Below are 20,675 nucleotides of genomic sequence, written 5' to 3' on the forward strand. Positions count from 1 at the left end.
TCTTCATTTCAACATCATGCTTAATTCTTCTATTGTAGATTAACTAAAAAACTGAACAATTTTTACGCCAAATTTATGGATTTTCATATAATATCCGGTAGTTGTTGGAAGATATAAATTTTACTAACTATAACTTATTCTAAAAGAAGTAGTTACGAGCTGCGTAGGTAAAGAAAATAACCAATGATTAACAAGTAATAAAATTTGCAAAAAACGAACAAAAATGCATTTTTGTTCGTTAAAATCTATGGGTACAACATTAAAAAGCCGTAATTTTGCACTGTGATCAGCTGCGGCCCAAAAACCGCGTCAATAGAAATAAGAGAGCAGCCGCACACATCGTGGTGAAGATTTTTGGTGCGGAAAAAATAAATACACACATGAAATAACCATAAAAATTAGGAATCTATACCAACCGAATGAGTATTGAATCTAAAAAGCTGGTTATTCCATGTGGCAACTGAAAAATAAATAAATACACACATGAAATAGCCATAAGCAAAGTTGCATACCAACAGTTAATGAATAATGGCTATTCCATGTGACCATAAAGAAAAAATAAAAAATACACACATGAATAACAAAGCAATGCTCATCATTATGGATGGATGGGGACTGGGACAAAATCCTAACGGCGATGCAATTAAACAAGCTAACACACCTTTTACAGACAGCCTTTATGAAAAATATCCGAATTCTACGCTGGTTACCTGCGGAGAAGCCGTAGGCCTGCCAGAGGGGCAAATGGGCAACAGCGAGGTTGGGCACCTGAACCTGGGTGCCGGCAGGATCGTGTATCAGGAGCTGCAACGCATCAACGTAGCCATTCGCGACCGTTCATTTCATCAGAACCAGGTATTGTTGCAGGCTATCAATACGGCAAAAGCCACATCAAAACCTTTTCACATCATCGGACTTGTAAGCGATGGCGGTGTACACAGCCACATTGACCATTTTAAAGCCGTGATAGATGTGTGCAAGGAGCAGGGCCTGGCAGACGTGTATGTACATGCCTTTACAGACGGAAGAGACTGTGACCCTAAAAGTGGCCTTGGCTTTATTGGCGAATTACAGGACTATATGAATGCCGCAGGCGTTGGGAAAATCGCCAGCATTACCGGCCGTTATTACGCCATGGACAGGGATAAACGCTGGGAGCGTGTAAAGCTGGCCTACGATGCGCTGGTAAACGGCGCCGGTGAGCAAAGCCACGACCTGCTGAAATCAATAGAGCAGTCCTACGAAAACGGTGTTACTGATGAGTTCATCAAACCCATTATCAATGCCGCGTTGGCCAACGATCCTAAAGCCAGGATCAAGGATGGCGATGTGGTGCTTTGCGCCAATTTCCGTACAGACAGGTGCCGCGAAATCACCATGGCGCTTTGCCAGGTAGACTTCCCCGAGTTTGATATGCACAGGCTGAAGCTCGATTATACCACTATGACAGAGTACGATGCTACTTTCCTCAATGTGAAGGTGATGTTTGAAAATGATAACCTGCACAATACGCTCGGCGAGGTGCTGCACGCTGCCGGCAAAAAGCAGATACGCATAGCAGAAACAGAAAAGTATCCGCACGTCACTTTCTTCTTCAGCGGCGGCCGCGAGCTGCCTTTCATGGGCGAGGAAAGGATTATGGCAGCTTCACCAAAAGTGGCCACCTATGACCTGCAGCCTGAAATGAGCGCTTTTGAACTGAGAGACAAGATCATCCCTGAAATTCAGAAAGAATCAGCCGATTTTATCTGCCTGAATTTTGCAAACACAGACATGGTGGGCCATACAGGCGTATTTTCAGCCGTAGTAAAAGCCGCAGAAACCGTGGATAGCTGCGTGGCAGCCATTGTACCTGAAGCCCTGGCGCACGGCTACTCCATCTTCCTGACTGCCGACCATGGCAATGCAGATAATATGGTGAATGAAGACGGTTCGCCCAATACACAGCATTCCATGAACCCGGTACCCTTGTTCTTTATCAGCAATACTTACCATACTACCCGGCTGAAACCAGGCAAGCTGGCCGATATTGCACCATCCATATTGAAAGTGATGGGTATAGAAGCGCCGATGGAAATGACGGGCGAGGTATTGGTAGATTAATGGTAATTAATGACAGAATATATCCATATAGGAAGAATTGTGGCATCGCACGGCGTGCACGGCGACGTAGTGGTTGTGCACAGCCTGGGCAGCCGCAACAATTTTAAAGACGTGAAGGCCCTGTTTGTGGAGCAGGTCAAAAATTCTTACATACCCCATTTCATCTCATCCGCCACCGCGCGTGATGCCGAGCAGACACAGGTAAAGCTGGAAGGGACAGACTCTAAGGAAAGTGCGCACAGGCTTATTAAAAAAAATGTGTGGATCACCGAAGCCGATTTTAACCGTATTGCAGATAAGAATGCACCCATTTCATTGCTCGGCTATAAAATCTATAACAGGCAGGATCTGTTGGGAACCGTGGAAGAAGTGATAGAGCAGCCGCACCAGGTGCTGCTAAAAACTAATTTTAAAAACAAAGAAGTACTTGTGCCCCTGCATGCAGGCACTTTGGAGGCCGTTGACAGGAAAACCAAAGAAGTGCGGGTAATACTTCCCGATGGTTTGTTAGAGATTTATTTGGAAAATTAATTGGGAAATAGGATTTTATACCTTACTTTGCATACGGATATGATTGATTTAAATTATTGTACTGCCTTACAATATTAGAAAAGCAACAACTTAAGTAGTGTTGCTTTTTTTAATGCAATTATATCAGCCTATTGCAGGAGCATGTAGCTTTATGAAGATGTTTCTTTATTTACACCTGTGAAAAATAAACTAATTGCACAGCCAGGTTGCCGGCAAATCTTTATTGCCGCGAAGAGAGTTTTCTCGCTTTTGTGGTTTTATGTTGCAGCAGGGGTGCCTTACGCCAAGTGATGGTACTTCCATACCTTAGAAGCTACGGGAGAAGCCGGCGCCATGTGAAGGCATATAGATGCTGTATGGTAAAAAATGTCAGCAAAAACATCCACCCTTTGGTGTTTCGCAAGTTGCTGTTATTTATTCCGCAGTGATTTTGCGGGTATGTTCATCCACGATGTCAATGTGCAGGTAGAGCGTTTCATCGGGTAGCAGGCCTGCTGCCTTTTCGGGCCATTCTATCAGGCATAATGCGCCTGCGTACAGCGCGTCTTCCACACCTGCTTGTATCGCTTCCTCTTCATCTTTTAAACGGTACCAGTCCATGTGAATGATCTTGCCGCAGGCTTCACTTTCATATTCGTTGATGATTGAAAAAGTAGGGCTCGACGACACATCTTTTATATGCAATACTTCCCTGCAAAGCGCATTGATGAAAGTGGTTTTGCCCGCGCCCATTGGCGCGTCAAACGCCCAGTAGCGCCGGTTTTGAAAGGCTTTGAAAAATGCGGCCGCGGCCGCGGCGATGTCTGTATGGGTAAAAGTTATTTCCACAAATATTTATTATCAAAAGTAATAAAATCAATTGACAGAAACTACCAGCTCTTTCAGCTATTGTATAAAAATCATTAATTTTATTGCTTAAACCAGATTCATGTACAAAAATATTTTCAGCTTGTTCTTCGGTTGTTTGTTTGTCACGGTAATGCAGGCGCAGGAATTGTATATGCCGCGTAATGTGAAAAAAGCTTATCTCCATGGCACCCGTTCCATGACGGGCGCACCCGGGAAAAACTATTGGCAGAATAAAGGTGTTTATGACATGCAGGTAACCGTAACCCCTGAAAACGGCATGGTGCAAGGGTTTGAGACGATCAGTTATTCTAATAACAGCCCTGATACCCTGTATGAATTAGCCCTAAGATTTGTAAACAACATGCACAAGCCCAATGTTGCCCGGAGCAGTACCGTGCCGATGCAATTTATTACACGGGGCTTGCAGATAACTTCTTTAAAGATCAATGGCGAGCCTTACAAAGTAAATTCAGACAACTGGGGTACGGTAGAAAAAATAAAGCTCACAGCTGCTTTGATGCCCCGCAGTAAAATGAATGTAGAGATAGCATGGAATTACCCCTTATCTGAGCTCAGCGGCAGGGAAGGCCGCATAGACAGTACCACTTTTTTTGTTGCCTACAGCTACCCGCGCATTTCTGTGTATGATGATTGCGACGGCTGGGATATGCTGGAACACAACGGCGCACAGGAGTTTTACAATGATTTCAATGATTATAAAGTGGCGGTAAAAGTGCCTGCAAACTACGTGGTATGGGCCACAGGCGACTTCCTGAATCCGGATGAAGTGCTGCAGCCGGCAATAGCTGCGCGGTTGAAAGATTCTTACGTTTCTGACAGTGTAGTACATATAGCCACGCGCGAAGAAATGATCGGCGGCAAAGTAACCAGGCAAAATGAATGGAATACCTGGAAGTTTAGCTATAACCACATTACGGATTTTACGTTCGCTATCAGCAATCATTACGTTTGGGACGGCGGCAGCACAATCGTTGATAAAAATACAAAACGCCGCGCTTCCATGCAGGCTGCCTACGCTGCTACTGCTGCAGACTTCACCAATTCTGTGGCTTGGGGAAAGCAGACATTGCATTATTATTCAAATGTAATGCCTGCTGTGCCGTATCCATACCCGAAAATGACTGCCTTTCACGGCTACGGCGATATGGAATTTCCTATGATGGTAAATGATGAAACAGTGCCCAACAATCTGTTGAGTGCACGCATGTTGCAGGACCATGAAATGTCGCACACGTATTTTCCTTTTTATATGGGTATTAACGAAGCGCGCTATGCCTTTATGGATGAAGGCTGGGCAGTATATTTTACGTACCGCTTATCCTGTGAGCTGTTCGGAAAGCAGGTGGGAGACAGCATCCTGGCAAACTCACGTATCAAACGCTGGAATGCAGATGCATCAGCAGAGATGGATATGCCACTAATTACAATGTCTTCTCAGCTTGCGGGCAAAGCGTACAGGGCAAACTCCTACAATAAAGCAGTAGCCGCCTATGCTGCTTTACATTCACTGCTGGGCGAAGAAAAATTCAGGCAGGCATTGCACCATTATATGAAGCTGTGGCATGGCAAACATCCCATTCCCTGGGATTTTTTCAATAGCTTTAATACAGCAACTGCACAAAACCTCAACTGGTTCTGGAACAACTGGTTTTTCTCCAGTCATTATATGGATTTAAAAATTGATGAAGTAAAAACCGGTAAAAAAGATTGTGTGGTAAAAGTCTCAAACCCTGGCGGGCTCTACATTCCTGCCAAAGTGATTGCCTACTATAGCGATGGCACCACAGCAGTTAAAGAAATACATGTAGCTCACTGGGGATTCAATAAATTAACCTACAAACAAATCTCTTTTGTACAGAAGCCAAATGTGGCGATCAGTAAAATAACGATAGACAACGGCGTATTTGCAGATGCAAATCCCGAAAATAATGTTTGGATGAAATAGTAAAACGATGCAGGAAGAAGATATTTTACCGGAAGAAAATACCGAAGAAGTTTACGAGCGTAAAACCTTTACCATAGATAAAGGGGAGGAGCCGAAGCGCGTGGATAAATGGTTGCAGGCACGACTCGAAAATGCTACCCGAAATAAAATACAACAGGCCATAGATATTGGTTTATTAACGGTGAACGGAAAGCCGGTAAAAAGCAATTACAAAATAAAGCCGGGCGACAACCTGGTGCTGCTGAGCCTGGTAAACCCGGAGTATTCAGAGATTGTACCTGAAAAAATGCCGCTCGATATTGTGTATGAAGATGATGCCGTGCTGGTGATCAACAAGCCGCATAACATGGTGGTACATCCGGGCGTAGGCAATTATTCAGGCACTTTGCTCAACGGTGTGGCCTGGCATTTAAAGGAGCACAATCCCGGCATTACAGAAGATACATTGCCGCGCTTCGGCATGGTGCACCGCATAGATAAAAATACCACCGGCCTGATACTGCTTGCTAAAACGCCCGAAGCTGCCGTGCACCTGGCTAAGCAGTTTTTTAACCATACCGTAGACAGAAAATACCTGGCAGTTGTTTGGGGCGATGTGCAGGAAGATGAAGGTACCATCAACGTGAATATCGCGCGCCACCAGCGTTTCAGGAAAATGTTTACGACTTATCCTGATGGGGAAACAGGCAAGACAGCCATTACCCATTATCGCGTGCTGGAAAGATTGAATTATGTAAGTGTTGTAGAATGCATGCTGGAAACAGGGCGCACCCACCAGATACGCGTACACATGAAATCCATCGGCCATACGCTTTTTAATGATTGGGAATACGGGGGTGATAAAATCCTGAAAGGCACTATCTATGCCAAATACAAACAGTTTGTAGAAAATTGTTTTGCTATTTGTCCCCGCTGTGCGTTACATGCAAAAACATTAGGCTTTGAGCATCCTGTCACCGGGCAGCGTATGTTTTTTGAATCCGCTTTGCCTGAAGATATGCAGCAGCTAATCGAGAAATGGCGAAAATATGTGCGTGTAAAACCGCTGGAAGAAGAGTAAAGTTTTTATGTATGCATATTGAAGAGATAAGAGCCTATTGCCTCAGCTTCGGTGAAGTAGAAGAGTCATTCCCTTTCGGCGATGATACACTCGTTTTTAAAACTAAAGGAAAAATATTCCTGCTGCTGTCGCTTGACAGTGAGGAGCTGCGTTTCAATGTAAAATGCGATCCGGAGGAAGCCATTGAGCTGCGCGAGAAATATGCAGCCATCCTCCCCGGATGGCACATGAACAAAAAGCACTGGAACACGGTGATCGTGAATGGTGAATTGCCCGGGGCACTGTTAAAACAGCAGATCAGCAATTCATACAGGCTGGTGCGCGGCAAGAAATAGCCTGTGCAACTTTCCAATGCAGGGATTAATGTTTACTTTTGCTTCCGTATCTCCTGCTTATAAAAATGAACAAAAGAATTTTCGTAGAAAAAAGAGGCCTTTTCGATGTAGAAAGTCCAAAGGTTTTTAATGAAATCAAAAGTATCGTTCCGCATATCCGAGACGTAAAAATCTATAATGTTTACGATATTTTTGGCTTGAATGATGAGGATTTTTCAAAGGTGGTAAACAGCACATTTGTAGACCCGGTGACTGATATTCTTCACCCGCAAAACCCGGCTAAAGAACTGCATTTCGCCACAGAATATCTCCCCGGGCAATACGACCAGCGAGCCGATTCAGCACAGCAGTGTATTGCCCTGCTAACCGGTAATAACGCTGCCCGGGTACGTAGCGGCAAGCTCTTCGAACTTTTTGGCATTTTTGAAAATGATCTGGCGAAAATCAGGCACCTGCTCATCAACCAGGTAGAATCCCAGGAGAAAGATTTAGCGCGGCTTGAAATCCCGGCAGAAGAAATGCCGCATCCGGTAATTACGCATGAGGGTTTCAAAGATCTTAATGCCGGCGCACTCAAAAATTTCTACGAAAAACATGGCTTCGCCTTTGACCTGGACGATCTGCAGCATATTCAGCATTATTTTAAATCCGAAAACCGCAATCCTACAGAAACCGAACTGAAAGTTCTGGACACCTATTGGAGCGACCACTGCCGGCACACAACTTTTGAAACGGCTTTAACAGACATTAGATTCAATGGCCCTTATAAAGAAACTTTAGAAACAATTTTTGCCGATTACCAGGAAAAAAGAAAATTCCTCGGCCGCGAAAACAGGGCAGTCTCCCTGATGGATCTGGGAACTATTGCTGCCAAATATTTACACAAAACCGGAAAGCTTGATAATCTGGTGGTTTCAGATGAGATCAATGCCTGCACCGTAGAAATTGAAGCAGCATACGACGGCAGGAAACAACCGTGGTACCTGCTGTTCAAGAATGAAACCCACAATCACCCGACCGAAATCGAGCCTTTTGGCGGCGCTTCCACCTGCCTGGGCGGCGCCATACGCGACCCTTTGTCCGGGCGGGCTTATGTATACCAGGCCATGCGTTTAACCGGCGCCGGCAATGTGCTGGAACCCATTGCTGAAACCTTGCCGGGAAAACTTCCTCAACGCACCATTACGAAGCAGGCAGCCAACGGCTATTCCTCCTATGGCAACCAGATTGGCCTGGCCACCACATTAGTTAGCGAAATCTACCACGAAGGTTATAAAGCCAAAAGAATGGAAGTTGGTTTTGTAGTTGGCGCCGTGCCTAAAGACTGGGTAAAGCGCGAAAAACCCCAAGCCGGAGATGTAGTGATCGTGTTGGGTGGCGCCACAGGCAGAGACGGCGTGGGCGGCGCTACCGGCAGTTCCAAAGAGCAGGACGAAACTTCCATTCATACGCTTTCCACAGAAGTACAGAAGGGCAATGCGGTGGAAGAGCGTAAAATCCAAAGGCTGTTCAGGAACCCGGGAGTTACCAGGCTAATTAAAAAATCCAATGATTTCGGAGCCGGCGGTGTGTCAGTAGCCATTGGCGAGATTGCAGAAAGCATCGAAATTAACCTGGATGTAATGCCGTTAAAATATGAAGGGTTGAACGGAACTGAGTTGGCGATCTCCGAGTCGCAGGAACGTATGGCGGTGGTGGTTGCTGCTGAGGATAAAGAAAAATTCATTCAATTCTGCCAGAAAGAAAATATTTATGCTTTTGAAATCGCCCAAGTCACCGGCAGCGGCAGGATGCAGATGTTCTGGAAAGGCAATAAAATTGTAGACCTGAGCCGCAGTTTTCTGGATACCAACGGTTGCGCAAAAGCTCAGTCGGCAGAAATTGCACATTTAAATGAAATTAAAAATCAGCATATACCCTTCACAGAAGAAAATTTTAAAAATATTTTAGCCGATAAAAATGTAGCTTCCCAAAAGGGCCTCCACGAAATGTTCGATGCATCCGTGGGGGGCACTACGGTAGCGATGCCTTTCGGCGGAAAACACCAGGAAACCCTCATGGAGGGCAGCGTGCAGACCTTGCCGGTCCTGGATTCCCAGCATGTGGAAACCGTTTCTTTTGCCAGTTGGGGCTATGATGCAGATCTGTCGTCGGAAAATTCAATGATCGGCGCCGCAAACGCAGTAGTGGAAAGCGTGGCCAAAATCGTGGCCATGGGCGGCGATTACAAAAATATACGTTTGAGTTTCCAGGAATATTTCGAGAAGCTCGGAACCAACCCACAGAAGTGGGGCAAGCCTTTGGCTTCCTTGCTGGGTGCATACGATGCCCAGATGAAGCTGGAGCTGGCGGCCATCGGCGGCAAGGATTCCATGAGCGGAACTTACCAGGACCTGAATGTGCCTCCTACCCTGATTTCTTTTGCCTGCGCCCACGGTGAGAAAGCCCATGTAATTTCGCCCGAGTTCAAAAAAGCCGGAAATAAGATTTATTTATTCAACCATCAATCCAAAGAAAATGGGCTGCCGGATTACGAAAGCCTGAAAAAAATCTTTGAGTTCATTCATGAAAATATTAAATCGAAAAAAATAGTTTCTGTAAAAACCGTTAAAGAAGGCGGCGTGGCTGTGGCCATTGCCAAAATGGCCTTTGGGAACGGATTGGGCGCGGAAATTTCTCTGGATGAAAACCTGCTGCTCGGCAAAAATATTGGCAGCCTGATCATGGAAGCCCAGGAAGAACTTTCAAGTAATATGCTTCAGGAAATAGGTTTCGTAAACGACAGCAAGGAATTAAGCATCAATCATCTCAAACTTCAGATCTCAGATCTTAAATCTATCAACAAAGCCACGTTTGAAGAGCTTTTCCCGACCAAAGAAAAAGAAAAAATCGTGGTTGAGATGGATGAAAAGCTAAACGCAACCGTTCCTCGCAACATCATCCTTAAAAAACACGGCATTGCGAAACCACGGGTTTTTGCACCCGTTTTCCCGGGCACCAACTGTGAATATGAAACCATCAATGCCTTCCGCAAAGAAGGCGCAGAAGTGAACAGTTTGCCGCTTATCAACCTCAATAACCGGCTGCTGAATGAGAGTATCGGCCAGTGGATCAATGAAATTAAACAGTCACAGATCATTGTGTTTTCCGGTGGATTTTCGGCCGGTGACGAACCGGACGGCTCGGCAAAATTCATCGTGAATGTGCTGAAAAACGAACGGATGAAAGAAGCTGTGCACGAGCTTTTATCTCGAGACGGCATGATTCTCGGCATTTGCAACGGCTTCCAGGCACTGGTAAAATCGGGGCTGCTGCCGTACGGTGAAATCCGCGACCTGGATGAAAATTCTCCGACATTAGCTCACAACGCCATCGGAAGGCATATTTCGCAAATGGTGCATGTGAAGGTAGTTAACGACGATTCCCCTTGGCTGAAAGGCACTAAAGACCACATCTTCACCATACCGATCTCGCACGGTGAAGGCCGTTTTATGGCTTCGGAAGCTGTGCTGGCCGGCCTGTACAAAAATGGCCAAATCGCCACACAGTATGTAGATTTAGAAGGAAATATCGCTCATGGCATGCCGTTTAACCCCAATAATTCACTGTTTGGAATTGAAGGCATCACTTCGCTCGATGGAAAAATTTACGGGAGAATGGGACATACCGAACGTTTCTCGAAAGGCCTCATGAAAAACATTCCGGATGCCAATTACCACAATATTTTCAGGAACGGGGTGGAGTATTTCAGGTAGGCGGCGCCTCTTTAATGGCGTAAACTTTTATCGTATATTTGTATATGCTGTCGCAAAAGCAGATAGATATAATTGTGCATACCATGTTGCCATACAACCCTGTGAAAATAGGCGTGTTCGGCTCTTATATGCGTGACCGGAATGACGACAGAAGCGATATAAATATTTTATATCGTTTCAGAGGCCCGATCAGCATTTTTCAGAAATCAGATATTGTAGAAGAGCTTAAAATGAAACTTCAAAAAAACGTAAACTTAGTTTCTGAGAAATGTATTTCCCCATATTTAGAAAAACAGATTCAACAAGACCTGGTTGTTATTTATGAAGATAAATGATTTATGAGCGCGTTGCTTAGATAAGCTTAATTAATCCTAAAAAAACTTATATCAAAAACCCCGAACTATTTGTTTAGCTGATTATCTTTGAACGGAAATCATGCTATAAAAATGTTTCCAAAACTTATCGCTTTAGAATTAAAGAGTCTTTCGTTCAAAAGCTTTTGCCGGCAACCTGGTCATGAAAATACTGCGCGTATTTATGACCATTTATTTTTCTCTTGTCTTTATTGGTTTAGGCATAGGCCTGTTCTTCCTGATAGATGAGCAGTCTGCGGAGGATCCGTTGCACGTTATCTGCCGTTTTCTATTATACGCTGTGGTGGCGGATATTTTACTGCGGTATATGTTTCAGCAATTGTCTACCCAAAATGTAAAACCTTTTTTATCGCTCAACATAAAAAGAAATACGCTGGTAAAGTATAGCATGCTACAGACATTTACCTCGTTTTTCACCTGGGGTTATGGATTGCTGTATGTGCCGCTTGCCATCACGCTGATAGTTAACGGCTATCCCGTGCTGAATGTCATTGCCTTAAGCCTGGCTATTTTTTCCTTCTACCTGTTCAATAATTTCCTGAATATTCTTATCAACGGAAAGAATATTGTTGCCGTTGTTATATTCGCTGTAATTGCTGTTTTTGCATTGCTGGATTATTATGGCTTGTTCCGGCTGTCAGACTATTCACAACATATTTTCCTGGCATTTTATAACCATCTGTGGTTATGGTTGTTGCCTCTTGTGCTGATGGTCTTTACCTGCTACCTGGCAGCGCGCTATATCAAAGGTAATTTTTACCTGGACAAAGCGTTTGACCTTAAGAGCAGTGCAGGACAGAGCGGCGACATACAATTCCTGAATAAATATGGCGCTATCGGTACTTTCATCAACAACGATATAAAGCTTATCAGGAGGAGCAAAGCCGCTAAGGCTACCATCTTCAGCAGTACCATGTTTTTGTTTTACGGATTGCTGATGTTTTCTTCAGACGCCTACCGCTCACCGGCAATGATGACATTCCTGGGAATATTCACTACAGGCGGCTTCCAGTTTTTCTTCGGGCAGAATGTGCCGAGCTGGGACAGTTCTTACTACCCGCTGATGATGACGCAGCAGGTGCCTTACAAAGAATACCTCAAAGCCAAATGGTGGCTGATGAATATTGCCACTGCCGCAAGCGTTGTTTTGGTGATATTCTATGCTTACTGGGGATGGGAAGTGTATGCCACTTTCTTTGCTGCCGGCTTATACAATATTGGCGTTAATTCACAGATCACGCTGCTCAGCGGCGCCTTTAACAAAAGGGCGATTGACCTGAATAAAAAAGCAAAAACCACGGGAGGCAAAAACAGCTTTAACATGAAAAGTATTTTGCTTACTTTGCCCAAACTTGTCCTGCCCATGATTGTATTTGCTATTGTAAAACTGTTTGCAGGCACAGTTGCGGCAGTGGCAAGCCTGGGCATACTGGGGTTTGCAGGATATTTGTTGAGAGATAAAATTTTTGATTACATAGCCAGGTTGTATAAAAAAGAAAAATACACCACGCTTGCTGCATTTAAAGAAACGGAATAAAAAAATTAAAGATGATCACTGTACATAACCTCACCAAACAATATGGAGCAAACATTGTTTTAAATATACCGGAACTATCCATACCTCAGGGTCAAACGTTCGGATTGGTAGGCAACAACGGCGCAGGCAAAACCACGCTCTTCAGCCTGCTGCTGGACCTGATAGAGGCTACAACGGGCTATATCCAGATAGGAGATAATGTTGTAAGCCGTAATGAGAACTGGAAAAGTGCCGTATCTGCTTACATTGATGAAACTTTCCTGATAGGCTATCTTACGCCTGAAGAATACTTTTATTTTTTAGGTGAGTTGAGGGGCATGAACAAGCCGTCAGTGGATGAGTTTATTCAGCCATTCACCACTTTTTTTAACGGTGAAATTATTGGTGTAAAAAAATACATACGCGATCTTTCCAAAGGCAACCAGAAAAAAGTAGGAATTGTTGGCGCCATGATCGGCAATGCACCTATTGTAGTACTGGATGAACCGTTTGCCAACCTGGACCCTACTACGCAGATTGTGCTGAAAAATATTATCAAAGAGCGGTCAAAAAACTCAGACGTCACATTTCTAATCTCCAGCCACGACCTTATGCATACCACGGAGGTTTGCAGCAGGATCGTGGTGTTAAACAAAGGTGTTGTGGTAAAAGACCTGGCTACGAATGAGGCAACTTTGGTTGAACTGGAGAATTATTTTTCTTCTACGGTAGAATAAAATAAGCCACTCCAGGAATGAAGCGGCTTTGGAAATAAAACTAAAATTTATGTCAGTAATCGTTCTGAAAAAATAATGTTGCTGCCGGAATATAAGATGCCCGGAATAGCAAAACGTTTAATACGAACGATCGTGTTCCTCAGGATGCATCCTGGCTGGGAAAAAATAGTATGCAGTCATCATGGCCATAAAACCCATGACAGGATATAAGTATAAACAGGATTGCAGGCTTTCATTGAAATACAAACAGCTACTGAATAAAAATAAAAAAAACCGGCAGTATTCGGCGGATTCTACAACCATTACTTAGCACTGAAAGGCAGCTTCAGTTTAGGCTTAAATGCATAGCAGCAACAAAGCGCTGCGTAAAATTTATACGGCTGTTGTCCGGTGATAAGAACTATCTTTGCCAAAAGATTCTGCGTTGTTAAAAAAGTTTTTTTACAAAAAAATCTATTTTGTTGTATCGTTGATCGGCGTAGTGATCGCTTGCGGCCTGTGGGTTATCAATGCCGGCTGCGCCGATACGAATCCTTACAAATTGTCTGCCCAGAATCGTTATGCCGGCGATGAGGCCTGCAAAAGCTGCCATGCGCAGGAGCATGCCGATTGGAAAATATCTGATCACTTCAAAGCCATGCAGCATCCTAACGACACCACCGTGCTGGGAGACTTTAACAATGCAGTGTTTGCTGCCGATGGCGTTACCAGCCGATTTTTTAAACGTGATGGAAAATTCTTTATCCATACAGAAGGCGACGACGGTGTTAACCGCGATTACGAGATCAAATATACATTCGGCCATTATCCTTTACAACAATATCTTGTGGAATTCCCCGGCGGGCGAATGCAAGTGACGCGCCAGAGCTGGGACAGCCGTGAAAACAAATGGTTTCACCAGTACAAAGGAGAAAAGATCCCGGCCGGAGACTGGCTTCACTGGACCGGCAACGCGCAAAACTGGAACACTATGTGTGCTGAATGCCACAGTACCAACTTGCTGAAGAATTATGATTTTGAAACTGATACCTACCATACAACTTACGACCTGGTGACGGTAAGCTGTGAGAGCTGCCATGGAAAAGCGCAGCATCATATTGATTATATGAACAGCGCGGCCTACAAAGCAGGTAAAAGACAAAAAGGTTCTTTTGTAGAAACCCTGGCTGCACATAGCACACAGGCCATGGAGATCAATGCCTGCTTCCCATGCCACTCGCGCAAAGGCAACATCAGCGCTGATAAAATTGTATCTGCTGAATTGCTGGACAATTATATTCCTGAAATCCCGGCGACAGACCTATACTATGCCGACGGTCAGGCGCTGGATGAGGTGTATAAGTATGCTTCCTTTATCCAGAGTAAAATGTACAGGCATGGCGTAAAGTGCAGCAATTGCCACAACCCGCACAGCGGCAAGCTCATATTCTCCGGCAACAAACTCTGCGGCCAGTGCCATGCAGAGAGCAAGTACGATACGCCTGCGCACACCTTTCACGCGGTGAACACCACCGCTTCGGAATGCGTAAGCTGCCATATGCCTACCAAAACTTACATGGGCAATGATGTGCGCCACGATCATGTATTTCGTGTGCCGCGCCCAGACCTTTCTGCCAAATATGCCGTACCCAATGCCTGCAACGATTGCCACAATGATAAGCCCGCACAATGGGCTGCCGATGCTGTGGTGAAATGGTATGGCCCGGAAAGAGTGTACCATTTTGCAGAAGACCTCATTCCCGGCAGTATGGCCGGAGCCGGCGCCGAAGCTCATTTAAATAAAGTGATTAATGACAGCGCCACACCCAAAAATATTGTTGCTGCTGCAGTGCATTACCTGTCGCAAAGCAATACCTCCGGCGCCCTGCAGGCCATTTTAGCACAATTAAAAAATGCAGATGCACTTGTGCGGTACAGGGCATTGCGCGGACTGGCAAACTTTTCGCCGGAGCAATGGAAAACTGCTGTAATCCCCATGCTGGAAGACAAGGTGCGTGCAGTGCGCATTGCAGCGGCTGATCTGCTGGTAAGCGCCGAAGGGACGGCAATTAATCCTGATTATGGAGAAGCGTATGTACGCGCAAGAAAGGAGTTGAACACGTATGTTTTATACCAGACGGATTTTGCTGCAGGCAATGCTTTGGCAGGAGATTATTTTCTAAAAATGCAGGATTATACGCTGGCAGAAAAATTTTATTTAAGAGGGTTGCAGAAGGATAATAAAATGAATTATACCCGCCTGAACCTTTCTGCCGTGTACAACATGCTTCAGAGAAACAACGATGCGCTGAAAGTGTTGCAGGAAGCGCTGAAGTATGATGATAAGAATGACCGTATCTATTTCAACCTGGCATTGTTGAATAATGAAATGAACGATATGCAGAGCGCTGAAAAAAATCTTGCCAGGGCGGCTGCTCTCAACAGTGCCAACCCGCGTGTTTACTACAACTACGGCATTTTGCTGCAACAAAACGGTAATACAAAAGCGGCTGAAAAGCAATACCTCAAAGGGCTTAGTTTATCTCCTGATGACCTGGATATCAATTATGCCATCGCTGTTTTATACCTGCAGAATGGTGATGTAAAAAAAGCTGTGCCTCACGCCCAGGTATTAAAAAAGTTTGGCGCCGGCAACCCGCAATATGCACCTGTATTGAAGGAATCGGGTATTTGATTTTTAATCTCTTTGCGCGGTAGTGCTCGCTAATAACAATTTGCTTAATTATATTTAATTTGCAGCATGAATGTGTTGATAACTGCTAAAGTACACCAGGTGCTGCCTGAAACGCTGAGAAATAAAGGCTATGAAGTGATTTATGCACCTGAGATCACTTACGAAGAACTGGAAACGGCTATTGCTGATATAGACGGGCTGATTTTGACCACGCGCTTAAAGGTTGATAAAAATATTCTTGACCGCGCGCCGAAGCTCCGGTGGATAGGACGTTTGGGCAGTGGCATGGAATTGATTGACGTGCCTTATGCAGAAGCGAAAGGTATTCAATGCGTGAGCAGCCCCGAAGGCAACAAAAATGCTGTTGCAGAACAGAACCTTGGCGTATTGCTGAGCCTGCTTAACAATGTAAAACGTGCTACACACGAAGTAGCGCAGGGTATCTGGAAGCGCGAAGCCAACCGTGGTACCGAACTTTCAGGAAAAACCGTCGGCATCATCGGCTATGGAAATACCGGAAGTGCATTTGCCGGATTATTGCAAGGATTCAATGTGACTGTACTGGCACATGATAAATACAAGTCAGGCTTTACAAATAATTATGTACATGAAGCCACTATTGAGGAAATTGCACAACGCGCAAATGTGATCAGCATGCACCTGCCGCTTACAGAAGAAACCTGGCATTATGCAAATGAAGAATTTTTTAAAAAGCTGGCAAAGCAGCCGGTGTATATTACCGCATGCCGCGGCAAAGTAACTGATACTGCGGCTTTGATACATGCTTTGCAGAATGGCTACATCTCAGCCGCCGGTGTAGATGTGCTGGAAAATGAAAAACTCAGCACCTATACCTCCCAGGAATACGAAACGCTAACCTGGCTTACACAGCAGCCAAACGTAATAGTAACGCCCCATATAGCAGGTTACACCCACGAAGCATTTTACAAAATGGCTGCAGTAGTGCTGGAGAAACTGGGCTTGCTGTAAGGGTTCAAGAAGGGTTTTTCTCAAGCGCTTCTATCAGCGCTTTGGCTACAGGCCCCGCAGAGAGCGGGTTCTGGCCGGTTATCAGCAATCCGTCTTGTTCTACATGGCTGGTATAGGGTATCATGGCAGCATGAAAATCTGCGCCAAGCTCTTTCAACCTTGTTTCAAGTTTGTACGGAATATTATCGCTTCTGAAAGCCAGCGCTTCTTCGGTATTGGTAAAACAGGTAATGCGCCTGCCTTTCAGCAATCCGGGTTGTTGTTTTTCTGCTGCCAGCAATGCAGCCGGCCCGTGGCATACGGCAGCTACCGGTTTATGGCTGTTTAAAAATTCAAGAATCATTTTCCCGCTGATCTCATTGGATGCCAGGTCCCAGACTGGGCCGTGGCCACCGGGGAAGAACAATGCGTCAAACTCCCTTCCAGCCACTTCTTCCAGTGTAAGCGTATTATTAAATTTCTCCTGCGTATCTGCATCATTTTTGAACCTGCGGTTAGACGCGGTAATATTTTCGGTGAGCGTACTCATGGGGTCTACCGGTATTTTCCCGCCTTGAGGGCTTGCAAGCGTAACGTGATAGCCTTTATCTACAAACTCATAATACGGATCTGTGAACTCCCCCAGCCATACGCCGGTGGTACTGTCGGTATTCTCCATTGTTTCATGGGAAGTGAGTATTACCAGTATCTTTTGCATAGTATTGTTTATTTTCAAAAGTGCAATAATCATTCCACTATAAAACAAAGATGCCTGGCAACCACGGCTGCCAGGCATTGATTGTGAAAATGAAATGGTAACGTTACAACTCTTTCACCTCTCCCAATAACTTTTGTAACACCGCTTTGGCATCGCCAAACAGCATTCTTGTTTTATTGTTGTAGAACAACGGGTTTTCAATAGCTGCATACCCTTTGCCCATGCCGCGTTTAACCACAATGATATTTTTGGAATCAATCGCTCGGATGATAGGCATGCCGTATATCGGGCTTCCCGGATCATCAAGCGCAGCGGGGTTTACCACGTCGTTGGCGCCTATAACCACCGTTACGTCTACGTTCTGCATTTCAGCATTTATTTCGTCCAGGTCAATCAGTTTTTCGTAAGGCACATCAGCCTCGGCTAAAAGTACATTCATGTGGCCCGGCATACGCCCGGCTACCGGGTGAATGGCATATTTTACTTCCACACCTTTTTCGGTAAGTAATTTATCCAGCTCGTTGATCAGGTGTTGGGCCTGCGCCACTGCCAGCCCGTAACCGGGGATGATCACTACTTTATGTGAATAGCTCAGCAACACGGCCGAGTCGCTCAGGGATATTTCCTTGATGCTGCCTGTAACATCCTTAGAGGCAGCTCCGCCGCCGCCAAAAGAGCCGAGGATCACGTTCAGCAGGGAACGGTTCATAGCTTTACACATCAGGATGGTAAGCAATGCGCCCGCTGAGCCTACAAGCACACCACCCGTAAGCATCGCACGGTTGTCGTACAGGAATCCGCCCATGGCAGCAGCCACACCAGTAAATGCGTTGAGCAGGGAGATCACTACAGGCATGTCTGCACCCCCTATAGGCACTACGAACATGATGCCGTAGAGCAGGCTCAGTACCAGCAGGCTGTAGAGTAGCAGACTTGTCGGCTGTGCCACTACCATGTAAATAGTAAGTGCGGTCACTGCCATCAATAAGGCCAGGTTGATGAAGCTCATCGCCGGTGAATGAATGTCTTTGATCTTGCCGTCCAGCTTAAAGAAGGCGATGATGCTCCCGGAGAAAGAAACGCTTCCGATTACCAGCCCGAGAGAAGTGGCTATGAGGATGCCGACAGGAATATTGCCATTGTACAAATGCGTCATGTGCGGCAGTTCTATCAGCGATATCAGCGCAGCCGTGGCGCCTCCCATACCGTTGAAAAACGAAACCAGTTGCGGCATAGCGGTCATCTTCACTTTTACGGCTATCATCCAGCCTACAACTGTGCCTATGCCGATGGCCAGCAAAATAAGTGGAATATGTTTAATGCCATTACCTGCACTGTCTGTGTGAAACGCAATGGTGGCAACGATTGCCAGCACCATACCGGCAGCCGACCACAGGTTGCCGCTGCGCGCCGTTTCCGGATGGCTGAGTTTTTTTAAGCCGAGGACAAACAGTACAGAGGCAAGGATGTAGCTTATTTCAAGAATATATTTTCCAATTTCCATTTTATATTTTTTGTAGTACTCTCACAGTACTGTTTAAGCATTTTTATGATGAGAAGCAGTGATCGACTGAAAGCTCCGGGGGATTTAAAAAAAACTACTTGGAAACTTTCTTTTTCTTTTTAAACATTTCCAGCATACGGTCGGTAACTACAAACCCGCCGACTACATTCAGTGTTCCCAGCAATACAGCCAGGAAGCCGAGGATGAGGGCTGTAACGGATTCTGAGTGCCCCATAACAATGATGGCGCCTACGATCACAACGCCGTGGATGGCATTGGCGCCCGACATCAGTGGTGTATGCAATACTGCAGGGACGTGGGAGATCACTTCCACACCCAGGAAAATAGAGAGTATTATGATGAAGAGCGCATCGCTGTGTTCAAAAATCAATTGCATGATTTGTTCCATATTCAGATTATGTTGTTATAGATGTAAGAATGATTTTACCCTTTCGCTCATTACCTGTCCTCCATGTGTAACGCAGGTGCCTTTTACAATATCATCTTCAAAATTCAGGTTTAGTTTGCCTTCTTTATCAATGATCAGTTTTAAGAAGTTTAATACGTTGGTACCAAACATCCTGCTGGCTGAAGTGGGCAGTTCTGAAGCAAAATTGGAATTCCCGATGATGGTAACGCCTTTATGAACAATAGTTTCATTGTCCCTGGTAAGTTCGCAGTTGCCGCCTGTAGACGAAGCAAGGTCTACGATCACGGAGCCGGGCGTCATTTCTTCAACGGTTTCTTTTTTGAGCAGCAGCGGAGCGGGCCGTCCGGGTATCTGCGCTGTACAGATCACTACATTAGATTTTACTGCACTGTCGTGTATTGCTTGCGCCTGTTTGGCTTTAAACGCTTCTGTCTGTTCCACTGCATATCCGCCGGCAGAGGAGTCGTCTGTTGCGCCCTCTACTTCTACGAATTTTGCGCCCAGGCTCATCACTTCTTCCTTCACCGCTGCGCGCACATCAAATACTTCTACCACACCGCCCAGCTTGCGCGAGGTAGCAATTGCTTGCAGGCCAGCAACACCGGCGCCTAAGATCAGCACTTTAGAGGGTTTAATAGTGCCGGCAGCAGTCATGAACATCGGGAAAAACTTAGAAAGCGTGTTGGCTGCAGTAAGTACGGCTTTGTAGCCGGCCACGGTAGCCATGGAAGAAAGTACGTCCATTGCCTGTGCCCTTGTGGTGCGCGGAACTACATCGAGCCCGAAAGCGGTAACGTTTCTCTGCATCAGCTCTTCCACATACGCCTTATTTGCCAGCGGGTTCAGGATTGCTATAATCATTTGTCCCGGTTTTAACAGGCGGAGTTCTTCGCTGGTAAAGGGGGTGATCTTTGCGAGTATGTCTGCTTGCGTGTACACCTCTTCTCTGGTAGCGATGGTTGCTCCGACGGCTTTGTATTCTTCATCTTTTGCAAAAGCTTTTTCGCCAGCGCCCTGTTCAACTATAACAGAAACGTGCATATTTACAAAGGTCTTTACGATTTCAGGAAGCATTACAACGCGGTGGTCATGAATTTCTTTTAGAATGCCAATCGTCATAAAATTATTTATATGAGTAGTGATTAATGTTTTCA

Annotated in this window: 15 protein-coding genes and 1 pseudogene; 11 read left to right on the top strand and 5 right to left on the bottom strand. The window is 45.3% G+C overall.

Translation table 11 applies throughout. From position 1 onward, the window contains the following. Positions 1 to 573 precede the first annotated feature (573 nt). Both gpmI and rimM read left to right on the top strand, forming a co-directional pair. On the top strand, positions 574 to 2,103 hold the full coding sequence (gene gpmI, locus OD355_RS05400; RefSeq protein WP_263037439.1) for a 2,3-bisphosphoglycerate-independent phosphoglycerate mutase: 1,530 nt from the start codon (positions 574 to 576) through the stop codon (positions 2,101 to 2,103). 9 nt (positions 2,104 to 2,112) lie between these two features. After that, entirely contained in the window at positions 2,113 to 2,634 is a 522-nt protein-coding gene (gene rimM / locus OD355_RS05405) for a ribosome maturation factor RimM (protein ID WP_263037440.1), read from the top strand. 414 nt (positions 2,635 to 3,048) lie between these two features. On the opposite strand, the gene tsaE is transcribed toward rimM, so the two are convergent. After that, complete coding sequence (gene tsaE, locus OD355_RS05410; RefSeq protein WP_263037441.1) at positions 3,049 to 3,462, bottom strand: tRNA (adenosine(37)-N6)-threonylcarbamoyltransferase complex ATPase subunit type 1 TsaE; 414 nt, start codon at positions 3,460 to 3,462, stop codon at positions 3,049 to 3,051. A gap of 100 nt (positions 3,463 to 3,562) precedes the next feature. Here tsaE and OD355_RS05415 point away from each other — a divergent pair, with 100 nt between their 5' ends. The 9 genes and pseudogenes from OD355_RS05415 (at position 3,563) to OD355_RS05455 (ending at position 16,890) form a co-directional block, all read left to right on the top strand. Then, positions 3,563 to 5,449: a M1 family metallopeptidase gene (locus OD355_RS05415; protein ID WP_263037442.1), complete on the top strand. Its 1,887-nt coding sequence runs from the start codon at positions 3,563 to 3,565 to the stop codon at positions 5,447 to 5,449. A 7-nt stretch (positions 5,450 to 5,456) separates the two neighbouring features. Beyond that, a complete protein-coding gene (locus tag OD355_RS05420) occupies positions 5,457 to 6,509 on the top strand; it encodes an RluA family pseudouridine synthase (RefSeq protein WP_263037443.1) in 1,053 nt (350 codons plus the stop codon). 11 nt (positions 6,510 to 6,520) lie between these two features. Beyond that, positions 6,521 to 6,844, top strand: a complete 324-nt coding sequence (locus OD355_RS05425; protein WP_263037444.1) for an MmcQ/YjbR family DNA-binding protein — start codon at positions 6,521 to 6,523, stop codon at positions 6,842 to 6,844. A 65-nt stretch (positions 6,845 to 6,909) separates the two neighbouring features. After that, the gene (locus OD355_RS05430) at positions 6,910 to 10,599 is read left to right on the top strand and encodes a phosphoribosylformylglycinamidine synthase (protein WP_263037445.1); all 3,690 of its coding nucleotides are present in this window, start codon (positions 6,910 to 6,912) and stop codon (positions 10,597 to 10,599) included. A gap of 44 nt (positions 10,600 to 10,643) precedes the next feature. Beyond that, positions 10,644 to 10,934: a nucleotidyltransferase family protein gene (locus tag OD355_RS05435; RefSeq protein WP_263037446.1), complete on the top strand. Its 291-nt coding sequence runs from the start codon at positions 10,644 to 10,646 to the stop codon at positions 10,932 to 10,934. Between the two features lie 157 nt (positions 10,935 to 11,091). After that, positions 11,092 to 12,510: pseudogene (locus OD355_RS05440) on the top strand (DUF5687 family protein); the annotation flags it as partial. An 11-nt stretch (positions 12,511 to 12,521) separates the two neighbouring features. Next, a complete protein-coding gene (locus tag OD355_RS05445; protein ID WP_263037447.1) occupies positions 12,522 to 13,226 on the top strand; it encodes an ABC transporter ATP-binding protein in 705 nt (234 codons plus the stop codon). Between the two features lie 424 nt (positions 13,227 to 13,650). After that, positions 13,651 to 15,900, top strand: a complete 2,250-nt coding sequence (locus OD355_RS05450; RefSeq protein ID WP_263037448.1) for a tetratricopeptide repeat protein — start codon at positions 13,651 to 13,653, stop codon at positions 15,898 to 15,900. Positions 15,901 to 15,966: 66 nt separating this feature from the next. Next, the gene (locus OD355_RS05455; protein ID WP_263037449.1) at positions 15,967 to 16,890 is read left to right on the top strand and encodes an NAD(P)-dependent oxidoreductase; all 924 of its coding nucleotides are present in this window, start codon (positions 15,967 to 15,969) and stop codon (positions 16,888 to 16,890) included. A gap of 4 nt (positions 16,891 to 16,894) precedes the next feature. Here the strand turns inward: OD355_RS05455 and OD355_RS05460 are convergent, their stop codons facing one another. The 4 genes from OD355_RS05460 to OD355_RS05475 all read right to left on the bottom strand — a co-directional run bounded on the left by OD355_RS05460 (position 16,895) and on the right by OD355_RS05475 (position 20,640). Continuing rightward, positions 16,895 to 17,587, bottom strand: a complete 693-nt coding sequence (locus OD355_RS05460) for a type 1 glutamine amidotransferase domain-containing protein (RefSeq protein ID WP_263037450.1) — start codon at positions 17,585 to 17,587, stop codon at positions 16,895 to 16,897. Between the two features lie 103 nt (positions 17,588 to 17,690). Next, on the bottom strand, positions 17,691 to 19,091 hold the full coding sequence (locus OD355_RS05465) for an NAD(P)(+) transhydrogenase (Re/Si-specific) subunit beta (RefSeq protein ID WP_263037451.1): 1,401 nt from the start codon (positions 19,089 to 19,091) through the stop codon (positions 17,691 to 17,693). Between the two features lie 94 nt (positions 19,092 to 19,185). Beyond that, positions 19,186 to 19,500 carry an NAD(P) transhydrogenase subunit alpha gene (locus OD355_RS05470; RefSeq protein WP_263037452.1) on the bottom strand — a complete coding sequence of 105 codons (315 nt, stop codon included), beginning with the start codon at positions 19,498 to 19,500 and terminating at the stop codon, positions 19,186 to 19,188. Positions 19,501 to 19,515: 15 nt separating this feature from the next. Beyond that, the gene (locus tag OD355_RS05475; RefSeq protein WP_263037453.1) at positions 19,516 to 20,640 is read right to left on the bottom strand and encodes a Re/Si-specific NAD(P)(+) transhydrogenase subunit alpha; all 1,125 of its coding nucleotides are present in this window, start codon (positions 20,638 to 20,640) and stop codon (positions 19,516 to 19,518) included. Positions 20,641 to 20,675: the final 35 nt, after the last annotated feature.

The sequence above is a fragment of the Haoranjiania flava genome (assembly GCF_025631005.1).
GTDB lineage: Bacteria > Bacteroidota > Bacteroidia > Chitinophagales > Chitinophagaceae > Haoranjiania > Haoranjiania flava.

Coding starts and splice junctions, on each gene's coding strand:
- gpmI (WP_263037439.1), top strand. CDS start 574: ATGAATAACAAAGCAATGCTCATCATTATGGATGGATGGGGACTGGGA.
- rimM (WP_263037440.1), top strand. CDS start 2,113: ATGACAGAATATATCCATATAGGAAGAATTGTGGCATCGCACGGCGTG.
- OD355_RS05415 (WP_263037442.1), top strand. CDS start 3,563: ATGTACAAAAATATTTTCAGCTTGTTCTTCGGTTGTTTGTTTGTCACG.
- OD355_RS05420 (WP_263037443.1), top strand. CDS start 5,457: ATGCAGGAAGAAGATATTTTACCGGAAGAAAATACCGAAGAAGTTTAC.
- OD355_RS05425 (WP_263037444.1), top strand. CDS start 6,521: ATGCATATTGAAGAGATAAGAGCCTATTGCCTCAGCTTCGGTGAAGTA.
- OD355_RS05430 (WP_263037445.1), top strand. CDS start 6,910: ATGAACAAAAGAATTTTCGTAGAAAAAAGAGGCCTTTTCGATGTAGAA.
- OD355_RS05435 (WP_263037446.1), top strand. CDS start 10,644: ATGCTGTCGCAAAAGCAGATAGATATAATTGTGCATACCATGTTGCCA.
- OD355_RS05445 (WP_263037447.1), top strand. CDS start 12,522: ATGATCACTGTACATAACCTCACCAAACAATATGGAGCAAACATTGTT.
- OD355_RS05455 (WP_263037449.1), top strand. CDS start 15,967: ATGAATGTGTTGATAACTGCTAAAGTACACCAGGTGCTGCCTGAAACG.
- OD355_RS05460 (WP_263037450.1), bottom strand. CDS start 17,587: ATGCAAAAGATACTGGTAATACTCACTTCCCATGAAACAATGGAGAAT.
- OD355_RS05465 (WP_263037451.1), bottom strand. CDS start 19,091: ATGGAAATTGGAAAATATATTCTTGAAATAAGCTACATCCTTGCCTCT.
- OD355_RS05470 (WP_263037452.1), bottom strand. CDS start 19,500: ATGGAACAAATCATGCAATTGATTTTTGAACACAGCGATGCGCTCTTC.
- OD355_RS05475 (WP_263037453.1), bottom strand. CDS start 20,640: ATGACGATTGGCATTCTAAAAGAAATTCATGACCACCGCGTTGTAATG.